The following is a 24,264-nucleotide window of genomic DNA, read 5'->3' as shown; positions in this document are numbered from 1 at the left end:
AAGCTATCGAACTCACCAGTTGAGTACAGCATATCCGCTTTACTTTAAATATGTTGTAAGGATTCAACCTAAGAGTATAAAGATGCTATAAATTTGTATGAGCTCTACACCTCGCAAGCATCGACTAGCCGATATCCAATACCAGTTTCGGTGATGATATGCATTGGCTGAGCGGGATCGAGTTCGATTTTTCTTCTCAATTGAGCAACATGAATACGAACATAATGAGCGTGTTCGGTGTAATTGTTGCCCCAGACTTCTTGCAGAATCTGTTTATGAGTAATGACTTTTCCGGCATTTCTGCACAAGAATTTGAGGATGTTATATTCAGTTTTGGTCAACTTGATTGGAGTTTCGTTTCGAGTGATTTTTTTAAGCCCAAGATCAATGGTCACATCTGAGATTTGAAAGCGCATCGGCATACTGATTTGATCTCGAGCGGCTAATCGTAGAGCGACACGAATACGCGCGAGTAATTCGTCACTACCAAATGGTTTGGTTAAGTAATCATTTGCGCCAGCATCTAAGGTCGCGACTTTGTCGGACTCTTTGTTCCTTGCTGAAATAACAATGATGGGCGTGTTGCTCCAAGCCCTAATTTCTTCTATCAAGGCCACGCCATCGAGATCAGGTAAACCTAGATCAAGGAGGATCAGGTGAGGAGACCAGTTTGCTACCAAGAGCAGTCCTTGCTTTGCAGTTTCGACCGTTTTTACTTGGTATTCATGACCACTCATCAAGACCTGTAGGAAGCGGCTGATTGGTTTTTCGTCTTCAATGATAAGTATTTTGGTTTCACAGTTCATGATATTTGGCACTTCTCTATATCCAGCAAGTTACATGGGATTCGCACGGTAAACTCAACCCCATAGCTATCGATGTTACGCACAGAAATGGTTCCTCCATGGGCTGAAACAATGACTCGGCAAATGGCTAATCCGAGTCCGGTTCCATTCACGTGATGGTTGTCCAAGCGAAAAAAACGATCGAAAATTTTATCGAGTGCGTTTTCAGGAATGGTTTGGCATGGGTTACTCACTTTGATAAAAAATGCTTTATCATCATAACCATAGTGCAAGTTTATCTCACTGTTTTCACTGCTATATTTGGCCGCGTTTTCCACTAGATTAGTGATCACCTGTTCTATCAACAATGCATCTATATCCACCAACATAGGTTCGCCTTCCAGCAATAAATGGTGGTCACCCAGTTGAGTTTTGAGTCTTTTCAAAGCACTGCCAATCAACTCCTCTGGCTCAGTCCAATCTCGATTTAACTGCAGAGAACCCGAAGTATAGCGAGTAATATCGAGCAACTTACTCAAACTGGTATTCAGCCTCTCACCTTGGTGAGCAATGGATTGGAGCAACTCGTGTCTGACTTCGGCGCTGAGATGCAAATGTGGATCGCTTAACGTAGTGGCGGCTCCGATGATCGTTCCAAGCGGAGTTTTGAGATCGTGAGAAACAGAGGACAGCAGCGTTGTTCGCATCACTTCTGCCTGATTGTTCGCCTCTGCTGTCGTCAGTGCTGACATTGCATTAGCGCGCGCCAGTGACATAGCGACGAGAGAGGTAAACCAAGTGTCAATGCGATCTGCTTGATCTTTTCGCACCACCAACTCCGCGAGCAGTTTGGTGTCATCGGCAAATGGAACATAGTCGAGATGAGCAGGCTTTGACTCCGACAATAGAGTAAAGGTCTGGGAATCGGCGTCTTGAGCCAAACACTGCCAGTGGGGTGATACGGCGTAAATGGCGGATTCGATTTGATAGTTTTTACGTAAAAATGCGACGGCTTCAGTAGCAATTTGTTTTGATGTCGCCAACGCTGATATTGTTTGCGCCAGTTCGTTTCTAATTGCTAACTGTTGTTGCAGTTTCTGGTTAGCATAAAGCTCGCGTTTTTGCGCTTGAGTGAGATGAACTGCGAGGAAGCTACTTGCGGTTAAGACGCAATAGGTAATGAGATATTGTAAGTTGCTAAAATTAAATGAGTTGAAGTCCGGAAGAACGAAGTAGTGAAAAATAACGATGTTGATGATGCATATTGAATACGCAAACATCGGGGATAGCACGGAACCTGAAACAATATTGATCAACAGAAATAGCATCGCGATATCTGTTTCAATCAGCTCTTTTTTAGTGATGACGCCAAAGACGGCGAGAATGCCGCTTAATACTAGGAAAAACAGCAAAAACAGTAGATAGTGGCGATCTTTTATTTTCATGCTTTAACACGTTTACAACAAGCGTGATCTTTCTATACTTGATAGAAAACGTAACTGCAAGAAATATAAGCTAAATTTGCGTTAGGTAAGCAGGGTAAAATCTACCGAATTTATAGCCAAACAGCCGTCGCTTGGACCGTTTGGCTATATCTCAGCAGTCGCAAAAAATTTAGGTTAGCTTTGTAACCTAGTCATCTAGCTGAAAAACTGTTTGAGTTTAGTCAGTAGACTGTGTGAGGGTCGCTGAGGCGATACTTGTTTTCCTAAATAAAAGCTCGCCATAAATTCACTGCATTGTTGCTGTATGTCACCACCGAGAGCATTGCACAATGCTGTCGCTGATTGCAGTGCATGGTCATTAGCCAAACTGAAGTCCATGACTAAATAACCTTGTAGATATAACCACAAATGCGTCACTAGCACTAATTGCTCGCCATCTTGATAATGAAAGTTGGCTGCATGATCTTTACCGAGCTCTTGCTTCAGTGTGTGATGCATTGCCTGAACTGAGCTTGTATGGGCTGATACACGAGTGATTGTTTCAATATGTGCTTTGGTTAAAAGCCCAAGTAACAGTGAATGCATTGGGCTATCAGGTTTCGCATTCTGTACACGAGCAAACAACGCCTTATGGGTATCTTCAAACAACTGCCATTGAGGTGAATCGAAATTCACTGAGGCGAGTTGATCTGCGCTGATATCGTTGATTGCTTGCTGTAACTCAATCATGGCTTTGTAGTGTTTCCCAGTGGATTTCGTGCGAACCTTCACTGCTGTCAACAAATAACGTATTACCTGCGATCATGACCGATAAATCCATGCCGCGTTGGACATTTGCGCCTAAAGCTTCAATGCCTTGGTCATCAAATTTGTGAATGTTGGCATTTAAAAGGGCAAGTTTAGACTTCGATTGGTTCCACCATACGTCAGATTTGCTGTTAAATGCATAGATTTGCACTTTTTTAGCTAAGCGGGTGGCTTTTTTAACGCGATCAACGGTCGGTTCACCAACTTCAATCCAGTGTTCGATAGTACCATCGAGTGCTTTATGCCATAGGTCTGGCTCTTCAATGGTTGATAGACCTTTGGTGAAAACTAACTCGGGTTCAGCATTGAGACAAAGCGCCATGACTCGCGCCATCATTCGCGTCGTCGTTTCTGAAGGGTGCAATGCAATGGTACAAGAAAGTGAGTCGTAATAATCACGATTAGTATCAGAAAGCGCAATGCGGAATTTATAGATGGTTGGTTTGAGCGCCATATTTATAGTTATCCAAAATGAAAATAGCCAGCTAAATTAGCTGGCTATTAAAATCTATTTTGGCAACAAATTAAAGAACTTTGATGTTCTCAGCTTGTGGACCTTTTTGACCTTGAGTAATGCTGAATTCAACAGCTTGGCCTTCAGTAAGAGTGCGGAAGCCGTCACCAGTAATTGCACTGAAGTGTGCGAATACGTCTGGGCCGTTCTCTTGTTTAATGAAGCCGAAACCTTTAGTTTCGTTAAACCATTTTACTGTACCAGTCACTGTATCTGACATCTGTATATCCTATTGTTTCACTGTTAAGCCTAAAGCGGCACGGATAGCGTGGAAAAGGAGATTGCTATTGCGCACGACGTCACGGAGAAATACAGAAGTTCCAACGGAACGGCGTTCTAGACAAGAACCGTTTCTAGCTAATAAACAGTCTAAGGTTTAACCAATCTAAGTCAATAAAATTCAAGTGAATTTGGATTAATTATTTGAACTCCATATCGCATTAGTTATTTTTAATCAAAAATTTATATGCGCTAACTTATATTTGACGCAAATTTATGTATATAGCGAATACTGTTCTTAATAATCAAATGTCATGTGCAATGTTGCCCAATTACATTGAGGGGCTTATTACCAAAATAGTCAATTTAGCGGCTATAAAATCAGTTGTCGGTTGCCAAAAAAGGGCTGTGATATATACAAACGTCGGCGTCATTCGCGTGAGGCTGACGTGTTACATAAGTCAAGCAGAGTGGTATGACCAGGATCTAAACAGAAGGTTTAGGGTGATAAGGTCACAACTTAGAAAATAATATAGAAAAGACACATGTTAACGTAGTGTTACAAATTGCGGTTGTGCTTAAGTGATTACGCTAACGTACTAAAATAAAGCATAATTAATATCATTAAATGTTGCTTTTATGTTACTCAATTTGAAGGGTGGAATTTGAGGTGAAAAACTCGTGCTTCAAGGGTTGAAATTCCCAAATTTGATGCGAAAATGTACGTAAAATGAGTTTTCATTAATGAAAGGATGCTTTTAACCACTTACTAAGGCTAATCGCTATGAAACTAGTTCTAATTCTAATGGCATCGGTATCGGCTGGGGCAGCATCTGCTGACCATTTTCATTCATTTATGCTTGGTTTAGCTGTGGCCGCAATGGCTGTAGGCAGCTGTTATTGGTTTGCGTTCCGTACTACTCGTTTTCCGCAGTTGGCTCTGTTGCTTTTGATCCTCGGGCTGTTTTCTAAGCTGACGATTACGATCGCTGGCGTAGCACTCGGTTTATCGCATGACCTCATTACTTCGCCACTGGTTTTTGCACTGTCGTATCTATTTTTCTCATTAGTTGTCACTTACTTGTGGTTTAGTTACCGAGATTCGATAACCAAAGTGCCTAACGTGGCCTAATAAATTGTTTAGATGAAAAGCCAGCATAGTTGCTGGCTTTTTTGTGCGCGGGATTCCGTTGCTAAAGCCAGTTCACATTTATTTACCACAAATGTTGTATAACAGTAACTAAGCGTAACAGAAGGGCTGAAACCGCCTACGCTTTCAATATACTGGGACGAGATTTTTAATTGGTAAGAAGCAATGCAAACAAAACACTTATTATCTGCCGCTTTGTTGTTGAACGCCTTTTATGCGCCGACTTTGCTAGCAGCGCCTTCCATTACGCCTGATCCTCCTGCTCTAGGCGCGAAAGGTTACGTTTTGATGGATTACAACACAGGGCAAGTGCTGGTGGAGAAGAATGCTCACCAACCACTTAACCCAGCGAGTTTGACCAAACTGATGACCGCGTACGTCGCGGGCCAAGAGATGAATTCGGGCAATATTACGCTTGAAGATAAAGTAACCATAAGTCAAAACGCGTGGGCTAAGAACTTCCCTGATTCATCCAAGATGTTTATTGAAGTTGGCACGACAGTAAAATTGTCTGATCTATACCGAGGTTTGATTGTTCAATCAGGTAATGACGCAAGCGTCGCGATTGCAGAACACGTCGCGGGAAGCGAGGCTGCCTTTGTTAGCTTGATGAACAACTGGGCTGCACAGTTAGGGTTAAATAACACCGCATTTACCAACCCACACGGTCTAGACAGCGATGGGTTGTTCTCAACACCTTATGATATTGCATTATTGAGCCAAGCGATTATTCGCGATCTCCCTGCGATTTATCCGCTGTACAGTGAAACGTCCTTTGCTTACAACGGTATTACTCAATACAACCGTAATGGTCTATTGCGTGACCGAAGCATGAATGTTGACGGTATGAAAACGGGCTATACCAGTGGAGCGGGTTACAGCTTAGCAACCTCTGCGACTAGCGGTGAAATGCGCTTGATTTCTGTTGTGATGGGGGCGAGTAGCACTAAAAGCCGTGAATCTGAGAGCAAACAGTTGTTGAGTTATGGTTTCCGTTTCTTTGATACCGTACTTGCGAGTAAAGCCGGCAAACCTATCAATGAACCACAAGTTTGGATGGGTAGCGTTGATACGGTAAAAGTAGGTACAGAGAAAGATATATACATTACGCTGCCAAAGTCTGATGCTAACAAAGTCGATGCAGAGCTAGTGTTTGATCAAGAGCTAAAAGCACCTCTTACTGAAGGGCAAGTATTAGGCCAAGTGATATACAGTGTAAATGGAAATGAAGTGGCTAAATCCGATTTAGTTGCACTTGAATCTGTAGAAGAGGGAAGCATTTTCAAACGTATTATCGACTGGTTTAAGATGCTGATTTCTAGTTGGTTGTAATTAAGACGTATATCCATACTGTAAAACAGGCGGGCCGAGAGGTTCGCCTGTTTGCTTTTAACTCCTCGTACACTGCTTTAACTTCTCCTCGAGTTCACGGTGTTTAGAGAAACATTAGAGAAATTTCACGCGAGGCGCGAGCAGTCACACGCACTGACAAGATTTATCTCAACTCTTAACTTCCCCTTACCAAATACTGACATTGCGTTGGGCGAATTCGCCACAATGCCCAACAAATTGTATTAGGGCTGGTAGCAACAGGAATTTAGTATGGAATTTACCGCAAAAGATAGTGAAGCTTTGTATCAAGTATGGATGTCGCAAAAATCAAAAATGCGTTTAACGCAGATGGAGTTTGCAAAAAAATTAGGCATCAGCCAGCTTGAATTTTCTCGCATTTTGCGCGGCGAGCATCCTCTATCAATGGCATTTGTATCGCGCTTTTGTCATCTATTGAACTTAGAGACAGCAAGAGTTGTCCCTTCTTTGCGTTCACAATCAGAGGTAAAAGAGGTTTACTTAGAGAGCCGTATGACTGTCGATGGTGAAATCAAGCGTGCTTATATTGAGGGTAACCAGGTTGTTGTGGAATATCTCCATCGCGTGACGCACTGAGGTGTTGCCGACTGATGGTATTAGCCCTGTTGCATATTAAGTTGTGATTTTATAGTATTTCATTCCTTAAATGATTTCACGTTAAGGAGTGATTTATGGTGCATGTAAGAACCTGGTTGTTGATTGGATTTACCATCCTAATGTTAGGATGCGGCCAAGGGCCAGTAGTTAAAGCGACGAAATTTACTTCTTATGAAGATTTCACTCAGGGTCCGGAGGGTGGTGTTGATCTGGTATGGGCAAAATTCGGCTTACGTGATCCTCAACGCTTGCAACAAAAACTCGCTCAATATGATTCGATCATTATTGATCAGGTGTTTGTTGTGACAGATGAAAATAGTATCGATGATCAGGACGTAAAAGAGTTAACCCGGTATTTGGTTGACCGTATTAAACACACAATTTCTCCTTACAAACGAGTGGTAGACACCCAGAGTGATACCACACTCCGCTTGAGTATTGCGTTAAGCAATGTTGAAACGCCAAACCCAATTTTAGCAGTAACGAGTAGTGTCCTACCTTTTGGGCTAGCAATCTCAACCATATCAAAAGTAACAACTGGTGAGCATACGAACGTAGGCAGTGCGAGTGTTGAACTACTCGTCAGTGATTCTAAAAATGGACAGCCTCTCTTCGCTGCAATTGATCGCCAGTCAGGTAATAAAGACTTCTCAACTATGATTGATTCGCTCGACGATGCAAAAGATGCGATCAATTTTTGGATCGAACGTTTGGCTGTGACGCTAGATCGTTGGCAGCATCCTAACTCGTAGTTATTTGCGGTGAATCTGTGTCGAGCGCTAATAGAATTTAGCGCTTTTCTTCTGCGAACAATCACTATTTAAACTTGCGTGCAATCAGGTTACTCTTCCCATAAACCATCCAATAAATCATCGCGATGCTACAAAAAGAAAATCTACTTAAACTTGCACGTATGCAAATGCCATTTGGTAAATATGCGGGGCGTTATTTAATTGATCTACCAGAGGAATACCTGCTTTGGTTCGATAAGAAGGGCTGGCCGGAAGGTGAACTTGGAGATTTGCTCAAGCTTTGTTTAGCGCTCAAAATTGAGGGATTAGATTCGGTCGTGAAGCCGTTGAAGTATCGAAATTAGAGGCGCTCTGCTTGGTTATCCTGAGCGAAGCGTTTTGTATTGTTACAAAGAGATGTGATGAAACTGTTCCGATCTCATCACATTTTTACTGAATAATTTTGCTGGAAATCACAAATAAATGTGATTGAAGCACGTAATTTTCCACTCTTATACTGCAATTGTCATCGCGTAACGTTAACGCGTTGAAAATTAGACAAACTCGATGAAATTTTGTTCTGAACTGGTTTGCGAACGATTATAAAAAAGTTTGCATGTTACGGAACGAAGAATGTCGAGATAACAATAATAAATACAGGCAGTAAAGAGTAACCACATGATTGATTTATGGCCATTGATTGGCATTGTAATAATTACAGTAGGGCTTGCGTTAAAGCAAAATACCTTGCTCGTAATTTTGGCTGCTGGAGTAGCAACGGGATTGGTTGCTGATATTGCAGTGATGGATATTTTATCGACCTTAGGGCAATCGTTCACCCAAAACCGCTATATGTCACTTTTCATTCTCGTTTTACCTATGATCGGTATTTTGGAGCGATTTGGTCTGCGTCAACGCGCTGATGAGCTGATAGGTTCAATGAAAAAGGCTTCGGTAAGCAAGATTCTAATGACCTATTTGCTACTACGTAAGCTGACTAATGGATTAGGATTAAATATCGGTGGCCACCCACAAATGATCCGTCCGCTTATTGCGCCAATGTCAGAAGCGGCGGCAGAAAAATCAAACCCAGAACTCAGTGATGAAAAGCGCCAAACCATTCGAGCGCTGTCAGCAGCCTGTGAGAACTTCGGCAACTTCTTTAGCCAACTTCTATTTATTGGTACGGGCGGTCTGTTGCTTATCAAAGGTGTGATGAACGACAGCCAATTGGATGTGCAATTAGAGACAATGGCATTGTGGGCGTTGCCAACAGCGATCATGTCTTTTATGGTGTTTGGTATTTACAGTAAGTTTATTGGCGCAAAAATCCAGAGTAAGGCCTCTACTGAGCACGTTGCGGCAGAAGAAGGGGGCAAATAGTCATGTTAGAGTACGTATATCAAGCCACGGGTTTCTTACTGTTGGCATTTTCACTGCAAACTTTTCTCGACAAGAATAACAGTAAACGAATCGGCACAGGTTTGTTCTGGCTGATCTATGGTGTGACCTTCCTATTTGGTGCTCTGATCCCGAACTGGATCACGGGTATCTTAGTATTGATGCTAACGGCTTTGGCTGCTGGTGGTTTTATGGGAACGGGGAACTACGGCACAACAACCGATGAGGAGCGTAAGGCGACGGCATCGGTGCTCAAAAACAAGCTGTTTATTCCAGCCATCGTTGTGCCAGTCGGTACGGTGCTAATTAGTCAGTTTACTTCATTGGGCGCTTTGGTCGGTTTAGGTATCAGTTCGATTGCGTCGATTATCGTTGCTCTCGCGATCACTAAGAGTCGTGCTTCAAATGCGCTCCAAGAAGGACGTCGTTTGATTGATTCAATTGGTTGGGCAGCGATTTTATCTCAATTCTTAGCGGCGCTTGGCTATCTGTTTAGTCAGGCTGGCGTAGGTGATACGGTTGCTGAAATCGTAAAACTGATGATCCCTGACAACATGCTATTCGTGAAGGTGATTGCTTACTGTGCGGGTATGACACTGTTTACCATCGTTATGGGTAATGCTTTTGCAGCGTTTGCGGTAATTACCACTGGTATCGGTATTCCACTCCTTATCGTGGAAAATGGTGGTAATGCGGCGATCATTGGCGTACTTGGTATGTTGTCTGGTTACTGCGGTACACTGCTGACACCAATGGCGGCAAACTTTAACGTGGTACCTGCGGCACTATTAGAGTTAAAGAATAAACACCATGTTATTTTGATGCAGGTTATTCCTGGCCTAAGTATCTTGATTTTTAATATCGGTGTTATGTACACCTTTGCGTTTTGAGAATAACTATGAAGAAAGTACTGATTACTGGTTTTGAGCCTTTTGGTGGCGCGACGATTAACCCTGCATTAGAAGCGGTAAAACGCTTGGCTAACGCGGAGTTAAACGGTGGTGAAATCGTGACATGTGAAGTGCCAGTCACGCGTTATGAATCATTGGATGCGATCATCGCGGCAATCGAAACGCATAAACCGGATTTTGTTATTACGGTCGGTCAAGCGGCTGGTCGTGCGGGTATAACTCCTGAGCGTGTAGCGATTAACGTTGATGATTTCCGCATTCCGGATAACGGTGGCAATCAACCCATTGATGAACCTGTTTATGTAGATGGTCCAGACGCGTACTTTAGTACATTGCCGATCAAAGCGATTACTAAGACACTGCAAGAGCAGGGTATTCCTTGTCAGGTTTCAAACTCGGCGGGTACGTTTGTGTGTAACCATGTGTTTTATGGTATTCAACATTACTTGCGTGATAAGCAAGTAGGGCATGGTTTTGTGCACATTCCTCTGCTTCCGGAGCAAGATACCTCAGGTAATCAAGCGACCATGTCTTTGGATGTGATTGTTGAAGGGTTGCGCTTGGTTGCACAAGCGACGCTAGACAACCAACAAGATATGGTGATTGGCGCTGGTCAAATCTGCTAATGTGAATTGGACTCTTGAGTTAAAACGCCGAGCTATAGCTCGGCGTTTTTATATCTCATCCGCTTTTCTGTTTATCATGTTAAAAACTCTCAAGGTAACGTTTTAAAGCAATATATTGTGCGTTGGAAATACCCAGTAAGCGTGAACCTTCAATCAATTTCGCAACATGCTTTCTACTCGGTTCGAGAACAATTAGAGCACGATAGGTTCGATGTTCAACCCATCGGTCAATGCTGATAAGTCCGATCGCGAAGACGCCAATCGTACAGCAAACGGCAGTAATTAGTTTTATCCACCATGGATCACCAATAAGAGGAAATTGGTACGGTGCTGTTAATAGGAAACAAAACGTGCACAAAGAAATAAAATTCAGCATCAAACCTTGTGGCTGAACTTTCTCGTTGACGACAAGTACCTCGATAAGTTTTGGGCAGACTAAATCCATATGAGCTTCTCATTTTCGCTTGGACATTCTGAAAGGATTAATGCGAACTTTTTAGTTCAATTTGTGTGTACTGGGCAATAACCTCAGAGACGTCTTTTTTGTTTCCTTGTTGAATTCTTTGGTAGTGCTGCAAGGTTTTGTTCTTGTATTCTTCAATCAGTGCCACTTGCTCTGCGGATTGTGCGCACCAAATCTGATCGCCAACTAAGCTTACCGAGCGTTGATTAGTGACGGTGGAAGATACCTTAATGACTTCATAAAACGTTGGTTATCTTTGACTAAGACTTCGTCTTTCAACGTAAAGTGAAGCTGATTTAATTGATGTCTTAGAGTAAACAGATGATGTACAGGGCAAAGAATAAAATCAATGTCGAGCTCTGGATTTTGGGCATGAATTGCAGCGATAAACTGGGTGATTAAGTCGCCGCCAACGCCTGCAATAATGACAAGATGTTTGCCTGCGTGGTGCTCGAGCGGTAGTTTTGCGACATCCATACAATGAACTTGCCATTGACTTACGTCTTGGCTGTAAAAACGCTGCAGCTTTTGTTCAACGCTACTAATAAGTTCAGGTACGATATCAACAAAATGTATCTTGGAAGCCGCTTTACGCTCAAGTAGCGTGAGGCCTAATAGACCATGATCACAACAGCAGTCCCAAATATGATCGTAGTGTTCGGTGACCAATTGGTCGATGCATTGAAGTCGTTTACTCAGTTTCAAAATTAATACGCCAGCGGATAAAAAGCTGGCGTATTTTACACATTTTCTCAACCTTGAGTAGCGCTTCGGTTAGCGGTTATTTACCGCCACGAGTTGGACGTGATTTAGACTGAAACTGCTTGATGCTTCTCTTGTTAGCTGTGCGTCGGTTTGCCTGCTTATCGCGAGGTGCGCGCTTGCTTGTGCTGCTCGCAGGTGTATCGGTTACTGGAAATTCTGCAAGCTCCGTGGTTGGTAATTCACGTTGCGTAAGTTGGCGAATCGCATTGAGTGCTTGCGTTTCACCGTGGCAAACCAAGGAAATCGCTAAACCTTTATGACCTGCACGCGCGGTGCGTCCAACGCGATGAACATAAACCTCTGCATGGTCTGGGAGTTCAAAGTTAATCACTGCCGGTAGTTGCTCAACATGTACGCCACGCGCAAGAAGATCAGTGGCAATCAACATTTTGATTGAACCGTGTTTAAAATCATTCAGTACTTGCTCTCGCTCAGCTTGGCTCTTGTTACCATGTAGTGCTGCTGCGGCGATACCCGCCTTGGTTAGCTTTTTAGTTAACGCATCGGCATTATCTTTTGCGCCAATAAAGACCAATACTTGCTGCCATTGCTGCTTTTCAAACAAATGAATGAGTGCTTTGGTTTTACTGCCTTTGTTTACCAAGTAGAGCTGCTCTGAAATATCTTGATTGGTGCTGTTTTCCTGATGTGCCGAAACCTGTTTTGCGACTGGCATTAATTGCTGCGCTTTTTGCTTTAATGCGTCGCTAAAAGTGGCTGAAAACATCGCGATTTGGCTACTTGGATTAATTTTCTCAGCAATGGATACCACATCATTCCAAAGCCCATGTCTAGCATTCGATCGGCTTCATCCAGAACTAGGCTTGAGATTTGTTTTAAGTTGAACTCGCCGCTATTCACTAAATCCAGCAGTCGACCGGTCGTTGCAACCAATATATTGGGTCTTTTCGCTAATGCTTCGATTTGCTCAGATTTGTCAACGCCCCCACACAAACAGACGACTGACAGGCTAAGAGATTCGGCAATGGCAGCAAGGGCCTGTTGAACCTGTATAGCGAGCTCTCGAGTTGGCACTAGAACCAGTCCTTGCGAATCGTTTGAAGGTTTCAACGCGTTATTGAGCATAGGTAAACCATAAGCGAACGTTTTACCGCTACCCGTATTGGCTTGTGCCAATAGATTCTCGTTGGCCATCAATTGCTTTATTGCTAGAGATTGAATTTTTGTTGGCTGTTTGATTTGGGCAGGGAGCGCTTGGATCAGAAGAGGGTTAAGGGAAAGAGAAGCAAATGACATGCGCTATACCTATATAAACTGATAAAAACCGTCTCGCGGTGGAAGCGAACTTTATCATATTCTCGTGATTTTGGCGTTAGACAAAGTTGGCGATGGTCATTGTTGTATGTTCAAAATGTACGCTAACCCAGTTACTTAATGTGATATTTAGCTCAATATGGTGCAATTTAAACGTTTGCATGCGTTATAAATGCGAAGTTGGTCTCGTTTGAATTTATAAGAACTCTGTATTATCCGCACCGCGTTCGGTAGAGCGATAATCCATCAATGGATGCTCGAACCCAACGCTAATATCAACACTAATATTGAACACTCAACGAAATCTCACGCTGGGTGAGTTTTCGCTATGCGCGGTTTAACAATATTGGTTCTGCATTACATTTTCATCACGTGTTGAGTGATGGGCTCTTGTTTATGAAAGAGCGTTTTAGCGGTTACGACATGGTTAATACAAATTTTACGGTGATGGCTAAACCGGTTAGCGATAGATGCAACCTCAAGTGTGAGTACTGCTTCTATTTAGGTACTAAAGATGCGCTGAGCGACAAGCCAATGGATACCATGAGTGATGAAATACTCGAAGCGTTCATTTGTAAATACATCCAAGAATCACCAACGCCTCAAGTGAATTTTGTGTGGCAGGGTGGTGAGCCGACCCTTGCTGGGCTCGACTTTTTTGTGCGCGTGGTTGAGTTACAAAAGCAGCATGCGGCAGGTAAAGTGATCACTAACGCGCTCCAAACCAATGGGATTGCGCTAAATAAATCTTGGGTTGAGTTCCTTAAAGCCAACCATTTTCTGGTTGGTATCTCGCTTGATGGTACACAAGCTGCGCACGATCAATATCGCATCAGTACCTCGGGTAAAGGTACTTACCAGGCCGTAAAAGATGCCATTAAATTGCTTAATGATTATCAAGTTGAGTACAACGTACTTTGTACCGTCAATAGCGCCAACTTCAATAAGGGTAAGTCGGTCTACAACAATCTAAAGAGCATTGGCGTTCGTTATATCCAGTTTATCCCAATTGTGACATACAAAAAGAACACACCAGTTGGATTTACCGTGCCTGAGAAAGGGTTTGGTAAGTTCTTGCTGGATGTCTTCAAAGAGTGGGTTGAGCAAGATATTGGCTTTATGTTCGTCATGAACTTTGAAAGCTCACTGTCATATTATGCGAACGGGTACGCTTTAATATGCTTTAACCAAAAGCAGTGTGGTGCGCCGCTCGTGATTGAATCGAATGGCGATCTTTATTCGTGTGACCATTTTGTCGAAGACCGATTCAAAGTTGGCAACATTATGCAGCACTCGTTCGCCGAATCTATCCAGTCTAACCAACACAAACAGTTTTTAACGTTACGCAATGTGAGTCGTTGTGGTAAGTGTGAGTATCTAAACCTATGTAATGGTGGTTGCCCTAACCACACCAAACCCAATGGTGAAAATCATCTGTGCCAATCCTACAAGCTGTTCTTTAAGCAAACCGAAGGCGCGATGCGATACATAGTGAACAACATTCTTTAATTAGCAGCGAGCTTAAAACATTAGCAGGAATTCTTTGTGCGGCGATCTATCTCCTAGATTGTCGTGCAATGAGCAGTGGATGAAAATCCATGGATTTTCAATAAAAGGAAAAATAATGAAAAAGACATTACTAGCAAGCGCTATCACCATGATGGTGGCAACAACAGCTTGTGCAAGCAATGCGACAACGGAAACAAAATCGTCAGACAAACCAAACGTGGTGTTATTTTATGTCGATGATTTAGGCTATGGCGACTTGGCATCTTACGGTCATCAAATCGTAAAAACGCCGAATATTGACGCACTAGCTGCTGAAGGTATTAAGTTCACTCAATACTACGCGCCAGCTCCTCTTTGTTCCCCATCGCGCGCGGGTATGCTAACAGGACGTACTCCTTACCGTACGGGTATTCGTTCATGGATCCCAGATAGCCAAAACGTTCACATTGGTTGGGGCGAACGCACGTTGGCTCACATGCTAAAAGATGAAGGTTACAACACGGCATTAATGGGTAAAGTGCACCTAAACGGTGGCGCACACATGGATGATCACCCACAAGCTGACGACCTAGGCTTTGATTATTCATTTGCAATGTACGCAGGCTGGCAGAAGAACGCCAAAGTAGAAAAGCCTCGTGAAGATGGCAGTCTTCGTCACGGTAAAATTTACCCAGACAACTTTATTCGCAATGGTAAACCTGTGGGTGAAACCAATGACTTCGCTGGTGGCGTTGTCGCGGATGAATCGATTCAATGGCTGAATAGTATTGATAAAGAGCAGCCATTCTTCTTGTATGTACCATTCCCAGAAGTTCATACGCCAATCGCTTCGCCAAAAGAATATTTGGATATGTACAGCGATTACATTACGGATTTCGCGAAGAAAAACCCAGATCTATACCACTGGGACTGGAAAGGTCAGCCATACCGTGGTCAAGGCGAATACTATGCCAACATCACGTTCATGGATGCTCAACTAGGTCGCATCGTTGACGAACTGAAAAAAATCGGTGAGTACGAAAATACAATCTTCCTATTCTCTTCAGATAATGGCCCGGTAACGCGTGAAGCTCGTAAACCATGGGAACTGAACATGGCAGGTGAAACGGGTGGTCTACGTGGACGTAAAGATAACCTGTTTGAAGGTGGCATTCGCGTACCTCTTATCATGGCAGGAGCGGGCATTAAGGAAGGTTCAAGTTCTCATGAGCCAGTATACGGCCTAGATATCGTACCTACGTTGTCTGAGATGATTGGTTTTGAGCTGCCAACGGACCGTGCAATTGATGGTACATCGTTCACGAATACCTTTAAAGGTGGTGAAGTAGAGCGTACTAAACCAATGATCTGGACGATTGATATGCCTTATCAAGATGATCCAATCAACGAATACGCGATTCGTGTTGATGATTTTAAGTTGATTATCGACCGTGATGGCAAAGGTAAATACCTGTTCAATATCGAACAAGATCCGTATGAGGTATTTAACTTGATTGGTAAACCTGAGATGAAAGCGAAGATTGAAGAGCTGACTAAGGCTTACCAAGAATACCGTAAAGAGATCGAGAAAGACGATATTTTGCTGAATCATCACAGCAAGCCAAAAGCGTAATTATCAGATTAAAGTGCAATAACTAATATCCCCTAGCTTTCGCTGGGGGTATTTTTTACTTAGCGCTTTGGTTTCGTTACAGATACGGAATAGAGCATATCAAGCTCTTCTTGAGTGATGATTGCCTTAACATCATTATTCCGTGGCTGTTGTTTTAAATATTTCTCCAATTGCGCTTTTTCGTTTGGGGATAACATATCCACCTGTTCATATAAGATTCTAAGTGCTTCATTGTTCATACTCACCCCACTTCAAGTTGGGCACTGTCTGAGTATATTTGTCCCTTAATTTCTGGCCGTTATGGAGAACGCGGCTGGTGGTTCAATCGCAAACCCATGTTTAATTCCAGTAATTAACCAATTATGCCAGTTCGGTGGAAGTTTCAATACACTAAGCTCAGCGATGACGCGTGATGCAGATTCATCGTTGATCACTTGTGATGGATGCTTGTTGTACAAATACCACAGCTTTGCTTCTACCGAGTGCGGGTACTGCTCACGATAGTCTCCAGTTGGTCGTTCATTTTCTATCGACGCAGGCATAAAGGCAGATTGATTGTAGGTACCTTCATTTTGAACCGGCATAGTCGCATTGACCTTATTTTTGACTCGTGAATCGATCACCTTTTTGATACTGGCGTAAATTTGATGCTCACCGAATAGAGCCAAGCTTGGCAAATATTCGGATAACAGCACTACAGGACAATCGTATAACTCATCATAAAAGTGCGATAAAGATTGCAATAGCTTTTGATGAGCCAACATTTCGTTGTTTTCATAAATTAGAACGTAGCAATGAGCGAGTAGCAACATTGCTTGTAGTTGTTGTAGTCGTTTTGGTGTTAGTTTCCGACTGGCGAAACGGACAAACTTGTTTGCATGATGCATAAGTTCAGTTTTGGCCGCTGTACTTTCAGTCATCGTGTAAATAGATTGCAAGGAATGGAAATGGGTGATGACGGTTTTCAACCAATTTACGTCGGCAAGAGACATGTGCTGAGCGTAGCTAATACCGACTTTAAGTAACTGTGTACGTTTATTTGCCAGCATGTTCAATTCACTCGCCTTGGCAGCGCGTTCACCAATGCTGGGTGTTAATTCGAACGCTTTCGTCGCCCAAAATGCCGCCTTTTCGATGTCACCACTCTCAGTGTATATGTCGACAAGTGTGTCTATGACTCGAATTGATAGAGGATTGTCGGCGAGAAAATCATGCAACTCATCTATTGCCTGTTTGGTTGCGTTACTTTTATGCAGCAAGCATGCAATAGCGCACATTTTTAATGCATGACAGGGGGTAGAGGAGATGGTGATATAGGCGTCAATGAAATCCCACTGTTTGTGCGCCATCAAGTATTCGAGTAAATAAGCTTCTAGGCTGATGCTGAATCCTGAACGGTTAATCAACTCAAACATGGTTGCCGCTGATAACGCTTTTCCTGATTGTAAAGCTTCGGTGATTTGAGTGAGTTTTTGTGTCTCACGATGCATTAGGTGCAGCTTTTCAGCCAAAGAAGAGTTACTCAGTGGTTTAGTGATAAAGTGTCGAACTTTACCCGATAGTGCGGTCAGCACGGTTTCTTGTCGAGCGTCACCAGAGATCATCAAGACTCCAGTGGTATTGCTAATGAGACGATTACGATGCAGCAGCATGGCAAGCTCATAGCCGGTTAGGTTTTGCTCTAGATGATAATCCAGTATCAACACATCAAAAGTATGGGTTTCTATCGCCTGAATCGCATTTTGATACCGCTCCACTGTGACGATATTGTCATGATGTACGCCAAGCGACACAAGCTGTTGCTTGATCAAGTAGAGAGCGGTGCTAGAGTCATCAACAATCAGCACGCGAAGAGAAGCCATATATTTTGTGTTGATGTTTCGCAAATCAGACTCCTTTGATAAAGCGCATCCATTCTAGTTATGTGGGTGTTTATTTTTGATCTTAGACCACTCGTTGCATAATAACCAACTGACAAAAGACATAAGTCATAACTATGGGTTATTCGCCTTTTATTTTGTAAAAAAAAACAGGGCTCGAGATGAGCCCTGTTAGCGTTGAAAGTGTTAGATTGCGACGTTCATCGTCAGCTGTAAATCGAGCTTTAATGCGGATAACTTTTGCTTCAATTGACGACGTGCTTTTTCTACTTGTGCCATATCTAATGTTTGGCTATCACAGTGAATGTCGACGTTCACCCAAAGTTCTTGGCCTACTTTAGCCACACCATTTAACTCAATTGGCTGGTTAATATGTTTACCCATCTCCGCGACTTCTCGATCAACACGATCATGAATGGCTTGGTCGGGTTTTAGCATAAGCAGTTCACGTGTTGCTTGAATGAACATGCTTGCAGGAACTTTGATAAAGTAGAATGACATCAAAATCATCATCATCGGGTCAGCATAAACGCTGAATTCAGCATATGGTGTCAGCGTTAAAATATGGGCAGCAGCAAAGCCTAGAGTGACAGCTACGCTCAATAGAGTATCCATTTGCCATTGCTTGCTTTCAGCTTCAATTAAGCCAGAAGAAAACAGTTTTGATTTGTTAGCGATGTACCACCAACCATAACCACAACCGATAACGTTAACTAAACCGAACAAGGCTGCATAAGAGATGTTGACTTCACGACCACCACTAAACATCGCACTCACTGCAGACCATAGTGAAAACAATACGATACTCAGAATAACCCCACCTTTGATGATGATCACTAATGGTTGAATAACACCTTTACCAAATTGGAACTGGCCTTGAGATGGGCGGCTGATGTAGCGTGAAGCTGCGAGTGACAATAAAGTTAACAGTAGGCTTACTAGAGAGTAAACGCCATCAAATACAATCACTAACGAGCCCATCAAGGCACCAACGATCAGTCCACCTAACGCAAACCCTGATGCTAAAAGGGCTGAGAAAGTTAGAATTCGCTTTTCGTTTAAGCTAGTACGGGCACACATGATTGAAAATCTCCTTAGAATTGCCCCTATTCTTGTGGGTTCTAAGGATTTTTACAAACAAGATTTGTCTAAATAGATTGTTTGATAAATCGTCAATGATAAATAATGTTTTAATAACAATAAGATAGAATGATTTCTTGCTGTCAATAAAATTGGCACTGACTGATTGGCCACAGAATGCAATTAGAAATCAAATAAGTACTCGTTTAACTGCTCCGCAAGCCAAGCCATCGCCGGATGTTCTTTCATTCCAGATGGTGTAAACATACAAAAATCTTCTTGTGTCAGCCCATAAGTGTGTTTGATCACGGCAAGCTCTTGCTTTCGAAGGTGGTGGCGAATTAGGGGCTCGGGCAATACGCCCCATGCATTTTCGGTCAAGATTGAGTGCAGCATGTAGTCAAAGCTAGAAAATCCGATATGACGAATAGAAAGTGGCTTAAGCTCGGGGTTATCTTTCTCGTTTAGATACACCATCGCAGCCTGCATGGCATTTCTCAAATCACTATCGGTAACACGGCGCATTTTACTTAGTGGGTTGTCAGAGCCGCAGACGGACATCATGCGAATCTTACCCAAAGGTTGATACGTCACATGAGGGTCATTGATACGCTCATAATCAACCCCAAATGCAAAATCGACCTGTCCGGTTACAACCAGGTTCGCGAGGTCGCCGGAAGAGGCGAGAATAATATTGAATGAGGTTGCTGGAAAATCGTTGTTTAATTGATGGAAAAGATCCTGCCAAAGTTCATCGGGTAGGGCATCATCTCGTGCAATCCAAACTTCGGCGTTAAATTCCCCGAGACTTGTGCAAGTTTGACAATTCTGGCTTCAGTCACGAGTAGATTTTGGCAATCTCGATAAATCGCTTTGCCCGCTTCTGAAAGGAATAACTGATTACCGGAGCGTACAAACACTTCTACCGCAAGTTCTTTTTCTAATGCTTTGATTGCCATACTTAATTTAGTACGATTGCAATCAAGTTGACGCGCAGCTTCAGAAACCGAACCGGTGTCTGCCACGCTGCAAAATGCTTCGATTTGTGACAAGTTCATACAGTTTTTCGCATTTATTGACCCAGACCTATGGTAATGTAATTTATCTTAAATGTCTGTTTTCACTTAGCTATGGGTAGAATATAATACCCGCGTATCAGATTTTGCTTTAGAGCAGTTTTAGGGAGAGCACAATGGCTATCAATTGGGATGAACATGCTGACACATGGGAGACTGATGAAGCGACATCGATCTATGCAGAGGAAGCATATTCTTCGCTAATAAAAACAATCAATCTTAAAGGCAAGCATGTGCTCGATTTTGGTTGTGGTACCGGTCTACTGGGCAAAAATGTCACCATTGGTAAAAGATATCGTTGCTTTGGATTGTTCTGAAGCGATGATCGAGCAACTGGATAACAAAGCGTTGCCAAATGTAGAGGCTGTCGTTGATTATTTGACTCGTGGCTTGGTCGCGATTCATCCCGCTTTTCGCAACCAATTCGATGTCGTTGTCGCTTCTTCAGTGTGCGGCTTTTTGCCAAATTATGCGGATATTTCCGATATCATCTATTCGCTACTGGAAAAAGGTGGTTATTTTATTCACTGGGATTGGCTAGCGGTTTCAGAAAACGAAGAAATGGCCATGGAGCCATCACACGTTGAGCGCGTGCTAACAGGCGTTGGCTTTAATCAGGTTGAAACCTCGGTGCCATTTGAAATTACGACTGAACAAGGTGTGTTCAAAGTAATGATGGTTGTCGCTATCAAGTAAGTGTTGCTTTAAATTTATCTAAGAGGGTGCGTTATTACGCGCCCTTTTTTGTGCCTGTCATTTGTCAAAGTTTACGCAATCAAGATCTCATCAGATGCGGAGAAGCATTGCTCTCCGTGTACTTTCCATAATTGTCAGAGATGAATGTAAACTATATGTTACATAGGTGTCATTTGTTTTCGTACCACTGAATTGGGCTGTTGTGTAAATAATCAATACGCTTATTAAAGTGAAGGACTAAAACGAATACCTATTCGTAATAGAGAAAAACATTAGGACAAGGAGGCGAGCATGACGAAATATGTTTCAAATCCCGTGGATGAAAACGGCTATGTAGATTGGAGTGACAACGAGCATCAGATTTGGCGAGATCTCGTGATGCGGCAGTTAGAGTTGGTGAAAGCCCGTGCATGTAAAGAGTACTTAGCGGGGCTCGAAATGTTAGATTTACCCCTCGACCGAGTGCCACAATTACCTGATATCAACCGTGTGTTATCTCGTGAAACGGGATGGAAAGTCGTCCCAGTACCAGCCCTGATCAGCTTCGATCGGTTTTTTGAGTTGTTGGCAAACAAGTGTTTTCCGGTTGCGACCTTTCTGCGTTCGCGTGACGAGTTTGACTACCTACAAGAGCCCGACTTTTTCCACGAAATTTTTGGTCACTGTGCGATGTTAACTAATCCTCAGTTTGCCCATTTTACTCATACTTACGGCAAGTTAGGCTACGAGTCGGATCCTAAACGGCGATCTTATCTTGCGCGTTTATATTGGTTACGGTTGAATTTGGTTTAGTCAAAGAAGCGCAGCAACTCAAAATTTACGGTGGCGGTATTCTCTCCTCCCCAGGAGAAACGATATATGCCTTAGATGACATTGATGCAAGGCGTAACCATTTCGATATCAAACAGGTGTTGCGTACCCCTTATCGCATTGACATTATGCAGCCAATTTACTTTGTATTGAGTGATATCGAGCAGTTGTATCAGTTGAGTCAGCTGGATCTCATTGCTTGTGTCGACCATGCTATGGAAGCGGGTTTATTACCACCACTATTTGAAGTTAAGGATAATCAATATGCTAAATGAATTACGATGCGAGGCGTGTACGCCAGAGGCGCTGCCTCTGAGTTATGATCAGCGAGAGGAGTTACTGGAATCACTTAATGACTGGCAAATCATTGAGCGTGAGGGAATCGCTCAGTTGGAAAAGCAGTTTAAGTTTAACAATTTTTTATCTGCGTGGTCTTTTGCCAACAAAGTGGCAGAGTTAGCGGAGGAAGAGTTCCATCATCCGGCGATTTTATTGGAATGGGGCAAGGTCACCGTGACTTGGTGGAGTCACTCGATTAAAGGGGTTACATAAAAACGATTTCATTTGTGCCGCAAAGTGTGACGTAATCGAACCGTAGACAATTAATGGGCGTTGCTTCCAACTTTTGGCGAAGCGCTAAAGAATTCCGATGTTTGCCGATAAACTAAGATAAGACTCATAAGCAACATCTCTTGGGCGCAAAGATGAAAAAAATAATGATGGTTGGTTTGTTACTGCTTGGAATCGCTTTAGCGGCAGGCGGTTACTATGTGTTTTATTTTAAGCCAGCGCAAGAGGTATCTGCCCATAATACAACGAATGCAGAGGCTCCGGTGAAGACAAATGTGCCGGTATCCCCACCCATTCCAAAACCAATTCCTGATGTCACGGATTATTATGTTAGCCCTGCAAAGCTCGGTGTTCGCGAGCATCCTGAAAAAGACGCGTTTATTGAATCAGTACTTTATCGAGGAGACAAGGTTTACGTATTGGAGAAGCGCGACGGTTGGGGAAGAATTTCACCTTATTACGTATATCACGAAGGTGAGGAGGAAGTCGCGGAGTGGGTGCCTATGGATGCGTTACTCGAAGTTCCGCCAACGATCACCAAACAACAGCGCATTGAAACGATCAGTAGCTATATCGAAGGATCTGACGACTTTAAACAGTATTTTGATGTGTTTATTGCAACGACCGACGATTTAATTCGTGAAGGTATCTGCATGCCACCTGACTTCGAAGAGCTAAAAGGCTGGATCAAGTCGGTGAAATACGATCAGGATGTCTATTTTGTTTATTGTGGCGGCCTGAAACAAGCGAATAAAATCTACTTGAACGTGCAGACGGGTAAAATATTTTACCGATAACTATAATTCTGTCTTAAGTTAATGAATTAATTCGGGTTTACATTGTAAATCCGTTTTTGTTTTTGAGTTCGAATACCGTTATAATGCCCACCGCATTGATAGCCACTCGGCTTGTGTTATACCTAACTGGTTCGTATCAGAGAGCATTTTGTCGCTTGGGTATATTCATCTTAAATATGGGTAGTTGTGATCATGAAGTATGATTGGGTTCTGTTTGACGCAGATGAAACCTTGTTTCGATTTGATGCCTTTAAAGGTATGCAGTTAATGTTCGAACGAATGGGAGTTGAATACACCCGTGAAGACTTTGAACAATACCAAAAAGTGAACAAACCGCTGTGGGTTGACTACCAAAACGGCACTATTAGTGCCGATGATATTAAACATATTCGCTTTAAGAGCTATGCTGAGCAGTTCAACACGACAACACTAGACATGAACTCTGCTTTCCTTGATGCAATGGCTGATATTTGTAGCATGGTACCTTACGCGCGTGAATTACTTGAAGCGTTAAAAGGCAAAGCGAAATTGGGCATCATCACTAACGGCTTTATTGAGTTGCAAGATGTGCGCTTAGCTAAAATGGGGTTAAGTGATATGTTTGATCATGTCATCATTTCAGAAGAAGTTGGTATTGCAAAACCTGATGCTGGTATTTTTGCTCACGCGATGGATAAAATGGGTCAACCATGCAAAAGTCGTGTGCTAATGGTCGGTGATAACCTGCATTCAGATGTGTTGGGTGGGGTTAACTTTGGTATTGATACTTGTTGGCTCAATGAGGCTTCTCACCCAGTAAGTGATAACATTGAGCCTAGTTACAACGTAACGTGCCTTTCTCAGTTACAATCTATTCTGCTATCGTAGTGGAGTTAGAATTAAATCGTCTAATTTGAAGAGCGCCAAATGGCGCTCTTTTTCCATTCGTCGTTTCTCGACAAATATTATTGTGGATAGTGTGCTTAAACGTGAAATGCAATCAATTTGATAACGATCACGAGTTGAGTGTTTTTTGCACAATTAAACTGGCTGAAATTTAGGTTTGTTGGGTATGGTTAGATATATGCCTAGTTATTGTTGCACAAGCTTAAATGCAATGTAACTAGGAATGCCTAAGTCTCTCGTTAGCTGGACAATATCCTGCCGTTATTCGAGCTTTGATCCCGCTATTTTG

Annotated in this window: 21 protein-coding genes and 6 pseudogenes; 15 read left to right on the top strand and 12 right to left on the bottom strand. The window is 42.8% G+C overall.

Annotated elements, in window-relative coordinates:
• Positions 1–104: 104 nt before the first annotated feature.
• From Vt282_RS18170 to Vt282_RS18150, 5 genes are all read right to left on the bottom strand, one after another.
• A complete protein-coding gene (locus Vt282_RS18170; RefSeq protein WP_162064299.1) occupies positions 105–806 on the bottom strand; it encodes a response regulator in 702 nt (233 codons plus the stop codon).
• Positions 803–2,230, bottom strand: a complete 1,428-nt coding sequence (locus tag Vt282_RS18165) for a sensor histidine kinase (RefSeq protein WP_162064298.1) — start codon at positions 2,228–2,230, stop codon at positions 803–805. The genes Vt282_RS18170 and Vt282_RS18165 overlap by 4 nt, the downstream gene beginning before the upstream one ends.
• A 195-nt stretch (positions 2,231–2,425) precedes the next feature.
• Positions 2,426–2,959, bottom strand: coding sequence for a hypothetical protein (locus Vt282_RS18160; RefSeq protein WP_162064297.1), 534 nt, complete (start codon positions 2,957–2,959; stop codon positions 2,426–2,428).
• Positions 2,952–3,491, bottom strand: coding sequence for a YaeQ family protein (locus Vt282_RS18155; protein ID WP_162064296.1), 540 nt, complete (start codon positions 3,489–3,491; stop codon positions 2,952–2,954). Before Vt282_RS18155 ends, Vt282_RS18160 begins: the two co-directional genes overlap by 8 nt.
• A gap of 70 nt (positions 3,492–3,561) precedes the next feature.
• Positions 3,562–3,771, bottom strand: coding sequence for a cold-shock protein (locus Vt282_RS18150; RefSeq protein ID WP_075650916.1), 210 nt, complete (start codon positions 3,769–3,771; stop codon positions 3,562–3,564).
• Positions 3,772–4,554: 783 nt separating this feature from the next.
• Between Vt282_RS18150 and Vt282_RS18145 the strand changes: the two genes are divergently transcribed.
• From Vt282_RS18145 to pcp, 8 genes are all read left to right on the top strand, one after another.
• Positions 4,555–4,902, top strand: coding sequence for an NADH:ubiquinone oxidoreductase (locus tag Vt282_RS18145; RefSeq protein ID WP_162048324.1), 348 nt, complete (start codon positions 4,555–4,557; stop codon positions 4,900–4,902).
• Between the two features lie 183 nt (positions 4,903–5,085).
• Entirely contained in the window at positions 5,086–6,252 is a 1,167-nt protein-coding gene (locus tag Vt282_RS18140) for a D-alanyl-D-alanine carboxypeptidase family protein (RefSeq protein WP_162048323.1), read from the top strand.
• A 270-nt stretch (positions 6,253–6,522) separates the two neighbouring features.
• Positions 6,523–6,867 carry a helix-turn-helix domain-containing protein gene (locus Vt282_RS18135; RefSeq protein WP_162048322.1) on the top strand — a complete coding sequence of 115 codons (345 nt, stop codon included), beginning with the start codon at positions 6,523–6,525 and terminating at the stop codon, positions 6,865–6,867.
• A gap of 95 nt (positions 6,868–6,962) precedes the next feature.
• Positions 6,963–7,640 (top strand): DUF3313 domain-containing protein, encoded by a 678-nt coding sequence (locus tag Vt282_RS18130; RefSeq protein ID WP_162064295.1) that lies wholly within the window; start codon positions 6,963–6,965, stop codon positions 7,638–7,640.
• A 125-nt stretch (positions 7,641–7,765) separates the two neighbouring features.
• Positions 7,766–7,984, top strand: a complete 219-nt coding sequence (locus Vt282_RS18125) for a DUF3820 family protein (protein WP_162048320.1) — start codon at positions 7,766–7,768, stop codon at positions 7,982–7,984.
• A gap of 313 nt (positions 7,985–8,297) precedes the next feature.
• Positions 8,298–9,002 carry a DUF969 domain-containing protein gene (locus Vt282_RS18120; RefSeq protein WP_162064294.1) on the top strand — a complete coding sequence of 235 codons (705 nt, stop codon included), beginning with the start codon at positions 8,298–8,300 and terminating at the stop codon, positions 9,000–9,002.
• Between the two features lie 2 nt (positions 9,003–9,004).
• On the top strand, positions 9,005–9,910 hold the full coding sequence (locus Vt282_RS18115) for a DUF979 domain-containing protein (protein ID WP_162064293.1): 906 nt from the start codon (positions 9,005–9,007) through the stop codon (positions 9,908–9,910).
• A gap of 8 nt (positions 9,911–9,918) precedes the next feature.
• Positions 9,919–10,557 carry a pyroglutamyl-peptidase I gene (gene pcp, locus Vt282_RS18110; protein ID WP_162048317.1) on the top strand — a complete coding sequence of 213 codons (639 nt, stop codon included), beginning with the start codon at positions 9,919–9,921 and terminating at the stop codon, positions 10,555–10,557.
• 79 nt (positions 10,558–10,636) lie between these two features.
• On the opposite strand, the gene Vt282_RS18105 is transcribed toward pcp, so the two are convergent.
• The 3 genes and pseudogenes from Vt282_RS18105 to Vt282_RS18095 form a co-directional block, all read right to left on the bottom strand.
• The gene (locus Vt282_RS18105; RefSeq protein ID WP_162064292.1) at positions 10,637–11,002 is read right to left on the bottom strand and encodes a hypothetical protein; all 366 of its coding nucleotides are present in this window, start codon (positions 11,000–11,002) and stop codon (positions 10,637–10,639) included.
• Positions 11,003–11,039: 37 nt separating this feature from the next.
• Positions 11,040–11,725, bottom strand: a pseudogene (locus Vt282_RS18100) (tRNA (adenine(22)-N(1))-methyltransferase).
• Between the two features lie 76 nt (positions 11,726–11,801).
• A pseudogene (locus Vt282_RS18095) lies at positions 11,802–13,042 on the bottom strand (DEAD/DEAH box helicase).
• A 414-nt stretch (positions 13,043–13,456) separates the two neighbouring features.
• Here Vt282_RS18095 and Vt282_RS18090 point away from each other — a divergent pair.
• Together Vt282_RS18090 and Vt282_RS18085 are read left to right on the top strand one after the other, a co-directional pair.
• On the top strand, positions 13,457–14,569 hold the full coding sequence (locus Vt282_RS18090; protein ID WP_232055200.1) for an anaerobic sulfatase maturase: 1,113 nt from the start codon (positions 13,457–13,459) through the stop codon (positions 14,567–14,569).
• Positions 14,570–14,684: 115 nt separating this feature from the next.
• Positions 14,685–16,181, top strand: coding sequence for a sulfatase family protein (locus Vt282_RS18085; protein WP_162064291.1), 1,497 nt, complete (start codon positions 14,685–14,687; stop codon positions 16,179–16,181).
• Positions 16,182–16,240: 59 nt separating this feature from the next.
• Here Vt282_RS18085 and Vt282_RS18080 read toward each other — a convergent pair whose 3' ends face one another.
• The 4 genes and pseudogenes from Vt282_RS18080 to Vt282_RS18065 all read right to left on the bottom strand — a co-directional run bounded on the left by Vt282_RS18080 (position 16,241) and on the right by Vt282_RS18065 (position 20,199).
• A complete protein-coding gene (locus tag Vt282_RS18080) occupies positions 16,241–16,420 on the bottom strand; it encodes a hypothetical protein (RefSeq protein WP_162064290.1) in 180 nt (59 codons plus the stop codon).
• Positions 16,421–16,465: 45 nt separating this feature from the next.
• Positions 16,466–18,067, bottom strand: coding sequence for a response regulator (locus tag Vt282_RS18075; protein ID WP_162048311.1), 1,602 nt, complete (start codon positions 18,065–18,067; stop codon positions 16,466–16,468).
• Positions 18,068–18,247: 180 nt separating this feature from the next.
• Positions 18,248–19,141 carry a cation efflux transmembrane domain-containing protein gene (locus tag Vt282_RS18070; protein ID WP_162064289.1) on the bottom strand — a complete coding sequence of 298 codons (894 nt, stop codon included), beginning with the start codon at positions 19,139–19,141 and terminating at the stop codon, positions 18,248–18,250.
• Positions 19,142–19,324: 183 nt separating this feature from the next.
• A pseudogene (locus Vt282_RS18065) lies at positions 19,325–20,199 on the bottom strand (LysR family transcriptional regulator).
• Between the two features lie 134 nt (positions 20,200–20,333).
• Here Vt282_RS18065 and Vt282_RS18060 point away from each other — a divergent pair.
• The 5 genes and pseudogenes from Vt282_RS18060 to yjjG all read left to right on the top strand — a co-directional run bounded on the left by Vt282_RS18060 (position 20,334) and on the right by yjjG (position 23,957).
• A pseudogene (locus tag Vt282_RS18060) lies at positions 20,334–20,913 on the top strand (class I SAM-dependent DNA methyltransferase).
• Positions 20,914–21,204: 291 nt separating this feature from the next.
• Positions 21,205–21,998 (top strand): annotated as a pseudogene (gene phhA / locus Vt282_RS18055) (phenylalanine 4-monooxygenase).
• Positions 21,988–22,321, top strand: a pseudogene (locus Vt282_RS18050) (4a-hydroxytetrahydrobiopterin dehydratase). The pseudogenes phhA and Vt282_RS18050 overlap by 11 nt, the downstream one beginning before the upstream one ends.
• Positions 22,322–22,427: 106 nt before the next feature.
• A complete protein-coding gene (locus Vt282_RS18045; RefSeq protein ID WP_232055199.1) occupies positions 22,428–23,090 on the top strand; it encodes an SH3 domain-containing protein in 663 nt (220 codons plus the stop codon).
• 192 nt (positions 23,091–23,282) lie between these two features.
• Complete coding sequence (gene yjjG / locus Vt282_RS18040; protein WP_162048305.1) at positions 23,283–23,957, top strand: pyrimidine 5'-nucleotidase; 675 nt, start codon at positions 23,283–23,285, stop codon at positions 23,955–23,957.
• The last annotated feature ends 307 nt before the right edge of the window (positions 23,958–24,264 follow it).

The sequence above is a fragment of the Vibrio taketomensis genome (assembly GCF_009938165.1).
Classification (GTDB): domain Bacteria; phylum Pseudomonadota; class Gammaproteobacteria; order Enterobacterales; family Vibrionaceae; genus Vibrio; species Vibrio taketomensis.
The sequence above is the reverse complement of the archived record's forward strand: the minus strand, read 5'-3'. Positions and strand labels throughout refer to the sequence as shown.

Bases quoted from the DNA above. Each gene is read 5' to 3' on its own strand.
- Vt282_RS18170 (WP_162064299.1), bottom strand. From the start codon at position 806: ATGAACTGTGAAACCAAAATACTTATCATTGAAGACGAAAAACCAATC.
- Vt282_RS18165 (WP_162064298.1), bottom strand. From the start codon at position 2,230: ATGAAAATAAAAGATCGCCACTATCTACTGTTTTTGCTGTTTTTCCTA.
- Vt282_RS18160 (WP_162064297.1), bottom strand. From the start codon at position 2,959: ATGATTGAGTTACAGCAAGCAATCAACGATATCAGCGCAGATCAACTC.
- Vt282_RS18155 (WP_162064296.1), bottom strand. From the start codon at position 3,491: ATGGCGCTCAAACCAACCATCTATAAATTCCGCATTGCGCTTTCTGAT.
- Vt282_RS18150 (WP_075650916.1), bottom strand. From the start codon at position 3,771: ATGTCAGATACAGTGACTGGTACAGTAAAATGGTTTAACGAAACTAAA.
- Vt282_RS18145 (WP_162048324.1), top strand. From the start codon at position 4,555: ATGAAACTAGTTCTAATTCTAATGGCATCGGTATCGGCTGGGGCAGCA.
- Vt282_RS18140 (WP_162048323.1), top strand. From the start codon at position 5,086: ATGCAAACAAAACACTTATTATCTGCCGCTTTGTTGTTGAACGCCTTT.
- Vt282_RS18135 (WP_162048322.1), top strand. From the start codon at position 6,523: ATGGAATTTACCGCAAAAGATAGTGAAGCTTTGTATCAAGTATGGATG.
- Vt282_RS18130 (WP_162064295.1), top strand. From the start codon at position 6,963: ATGGTGCATGTAAGAACCTGGTTGTTGATTGGATTTACCATCCTAATG.
- Vt282_RS18125 (WP_162048320.1), top strand. From the start codon at position 7,766: ATGCTACAAAAAGAAAATCTACTTAAACTTGCACGTATGCAAATGCCA.
- Vt282_RS18120 (WP_162064294.1), top strand. From the start codon at position 8,298: ATGATTGATTTATGGCCATTGATTGGCATTGTAATAATTACAGTAGGG.
- Vt282_RS18115 (WP_162064293.1), top strand. From the start codon at position 9,005: ATGTTAGAGTACGTATATCAAGCCACGGGTTTCTTACTGTTGGCATTT.
- pcp (WP_162048317.1), top strand. From the start codon at position 9,919: ATGAAGAAAGTACTGATTACTGGTTTTGAGCCTTTTGGTGGCGCGACG.
- Vt282_RS18105 (WP_162064292.1), bottom strand. From the start codon at position 11,002: ATGGATTTAGTCTGCCCAAAACTTATCGAGGTACTTGTCGTCAACGAG.
- Vt282_RS18090 (WP_232055200.1), top strand. From the start codon at position 13,457: ATGAAAGAGCGTTTTAGCGGTTACGACATGGTTAATACAAATTTTACG.
- Vt282_RS18085 (WP_162064291.1), top strand. From the start codon at position 14,685: ATGAAAAAGACATTACTAGCAAGCGCTATCACCATGATGGTGGCAACA.
- Vt282_RS18080 (WP_162064290.1), bottom strand. From the start codon at position 16,420: ATGAACAATGAAGCACTTAGAATCTTATATGAACAGGTGGATATGTTA.
- Vt282_RS18070 (WP_162064289.1), bottom strand. From the start codon at position 19,141: ATGTGTGCCCGTACTAGCTTAAACGAAAAGCGAATTCTAACTTTCTCA.
- Vt282_RS18045 (WP_232055199.1), top strand. From the start codon at position 22,428: ATGAAAAAAATAATGATGGTTGGTTTGTTACTGCTTGGAATCGCTTTA.
- yjjG (WP_162048305.1), top strand. From the start codon at position 23,283: ATGAAGTATGATTGGGTTCTGTTTGACGCAGATGAAACCTTGTTTCGA.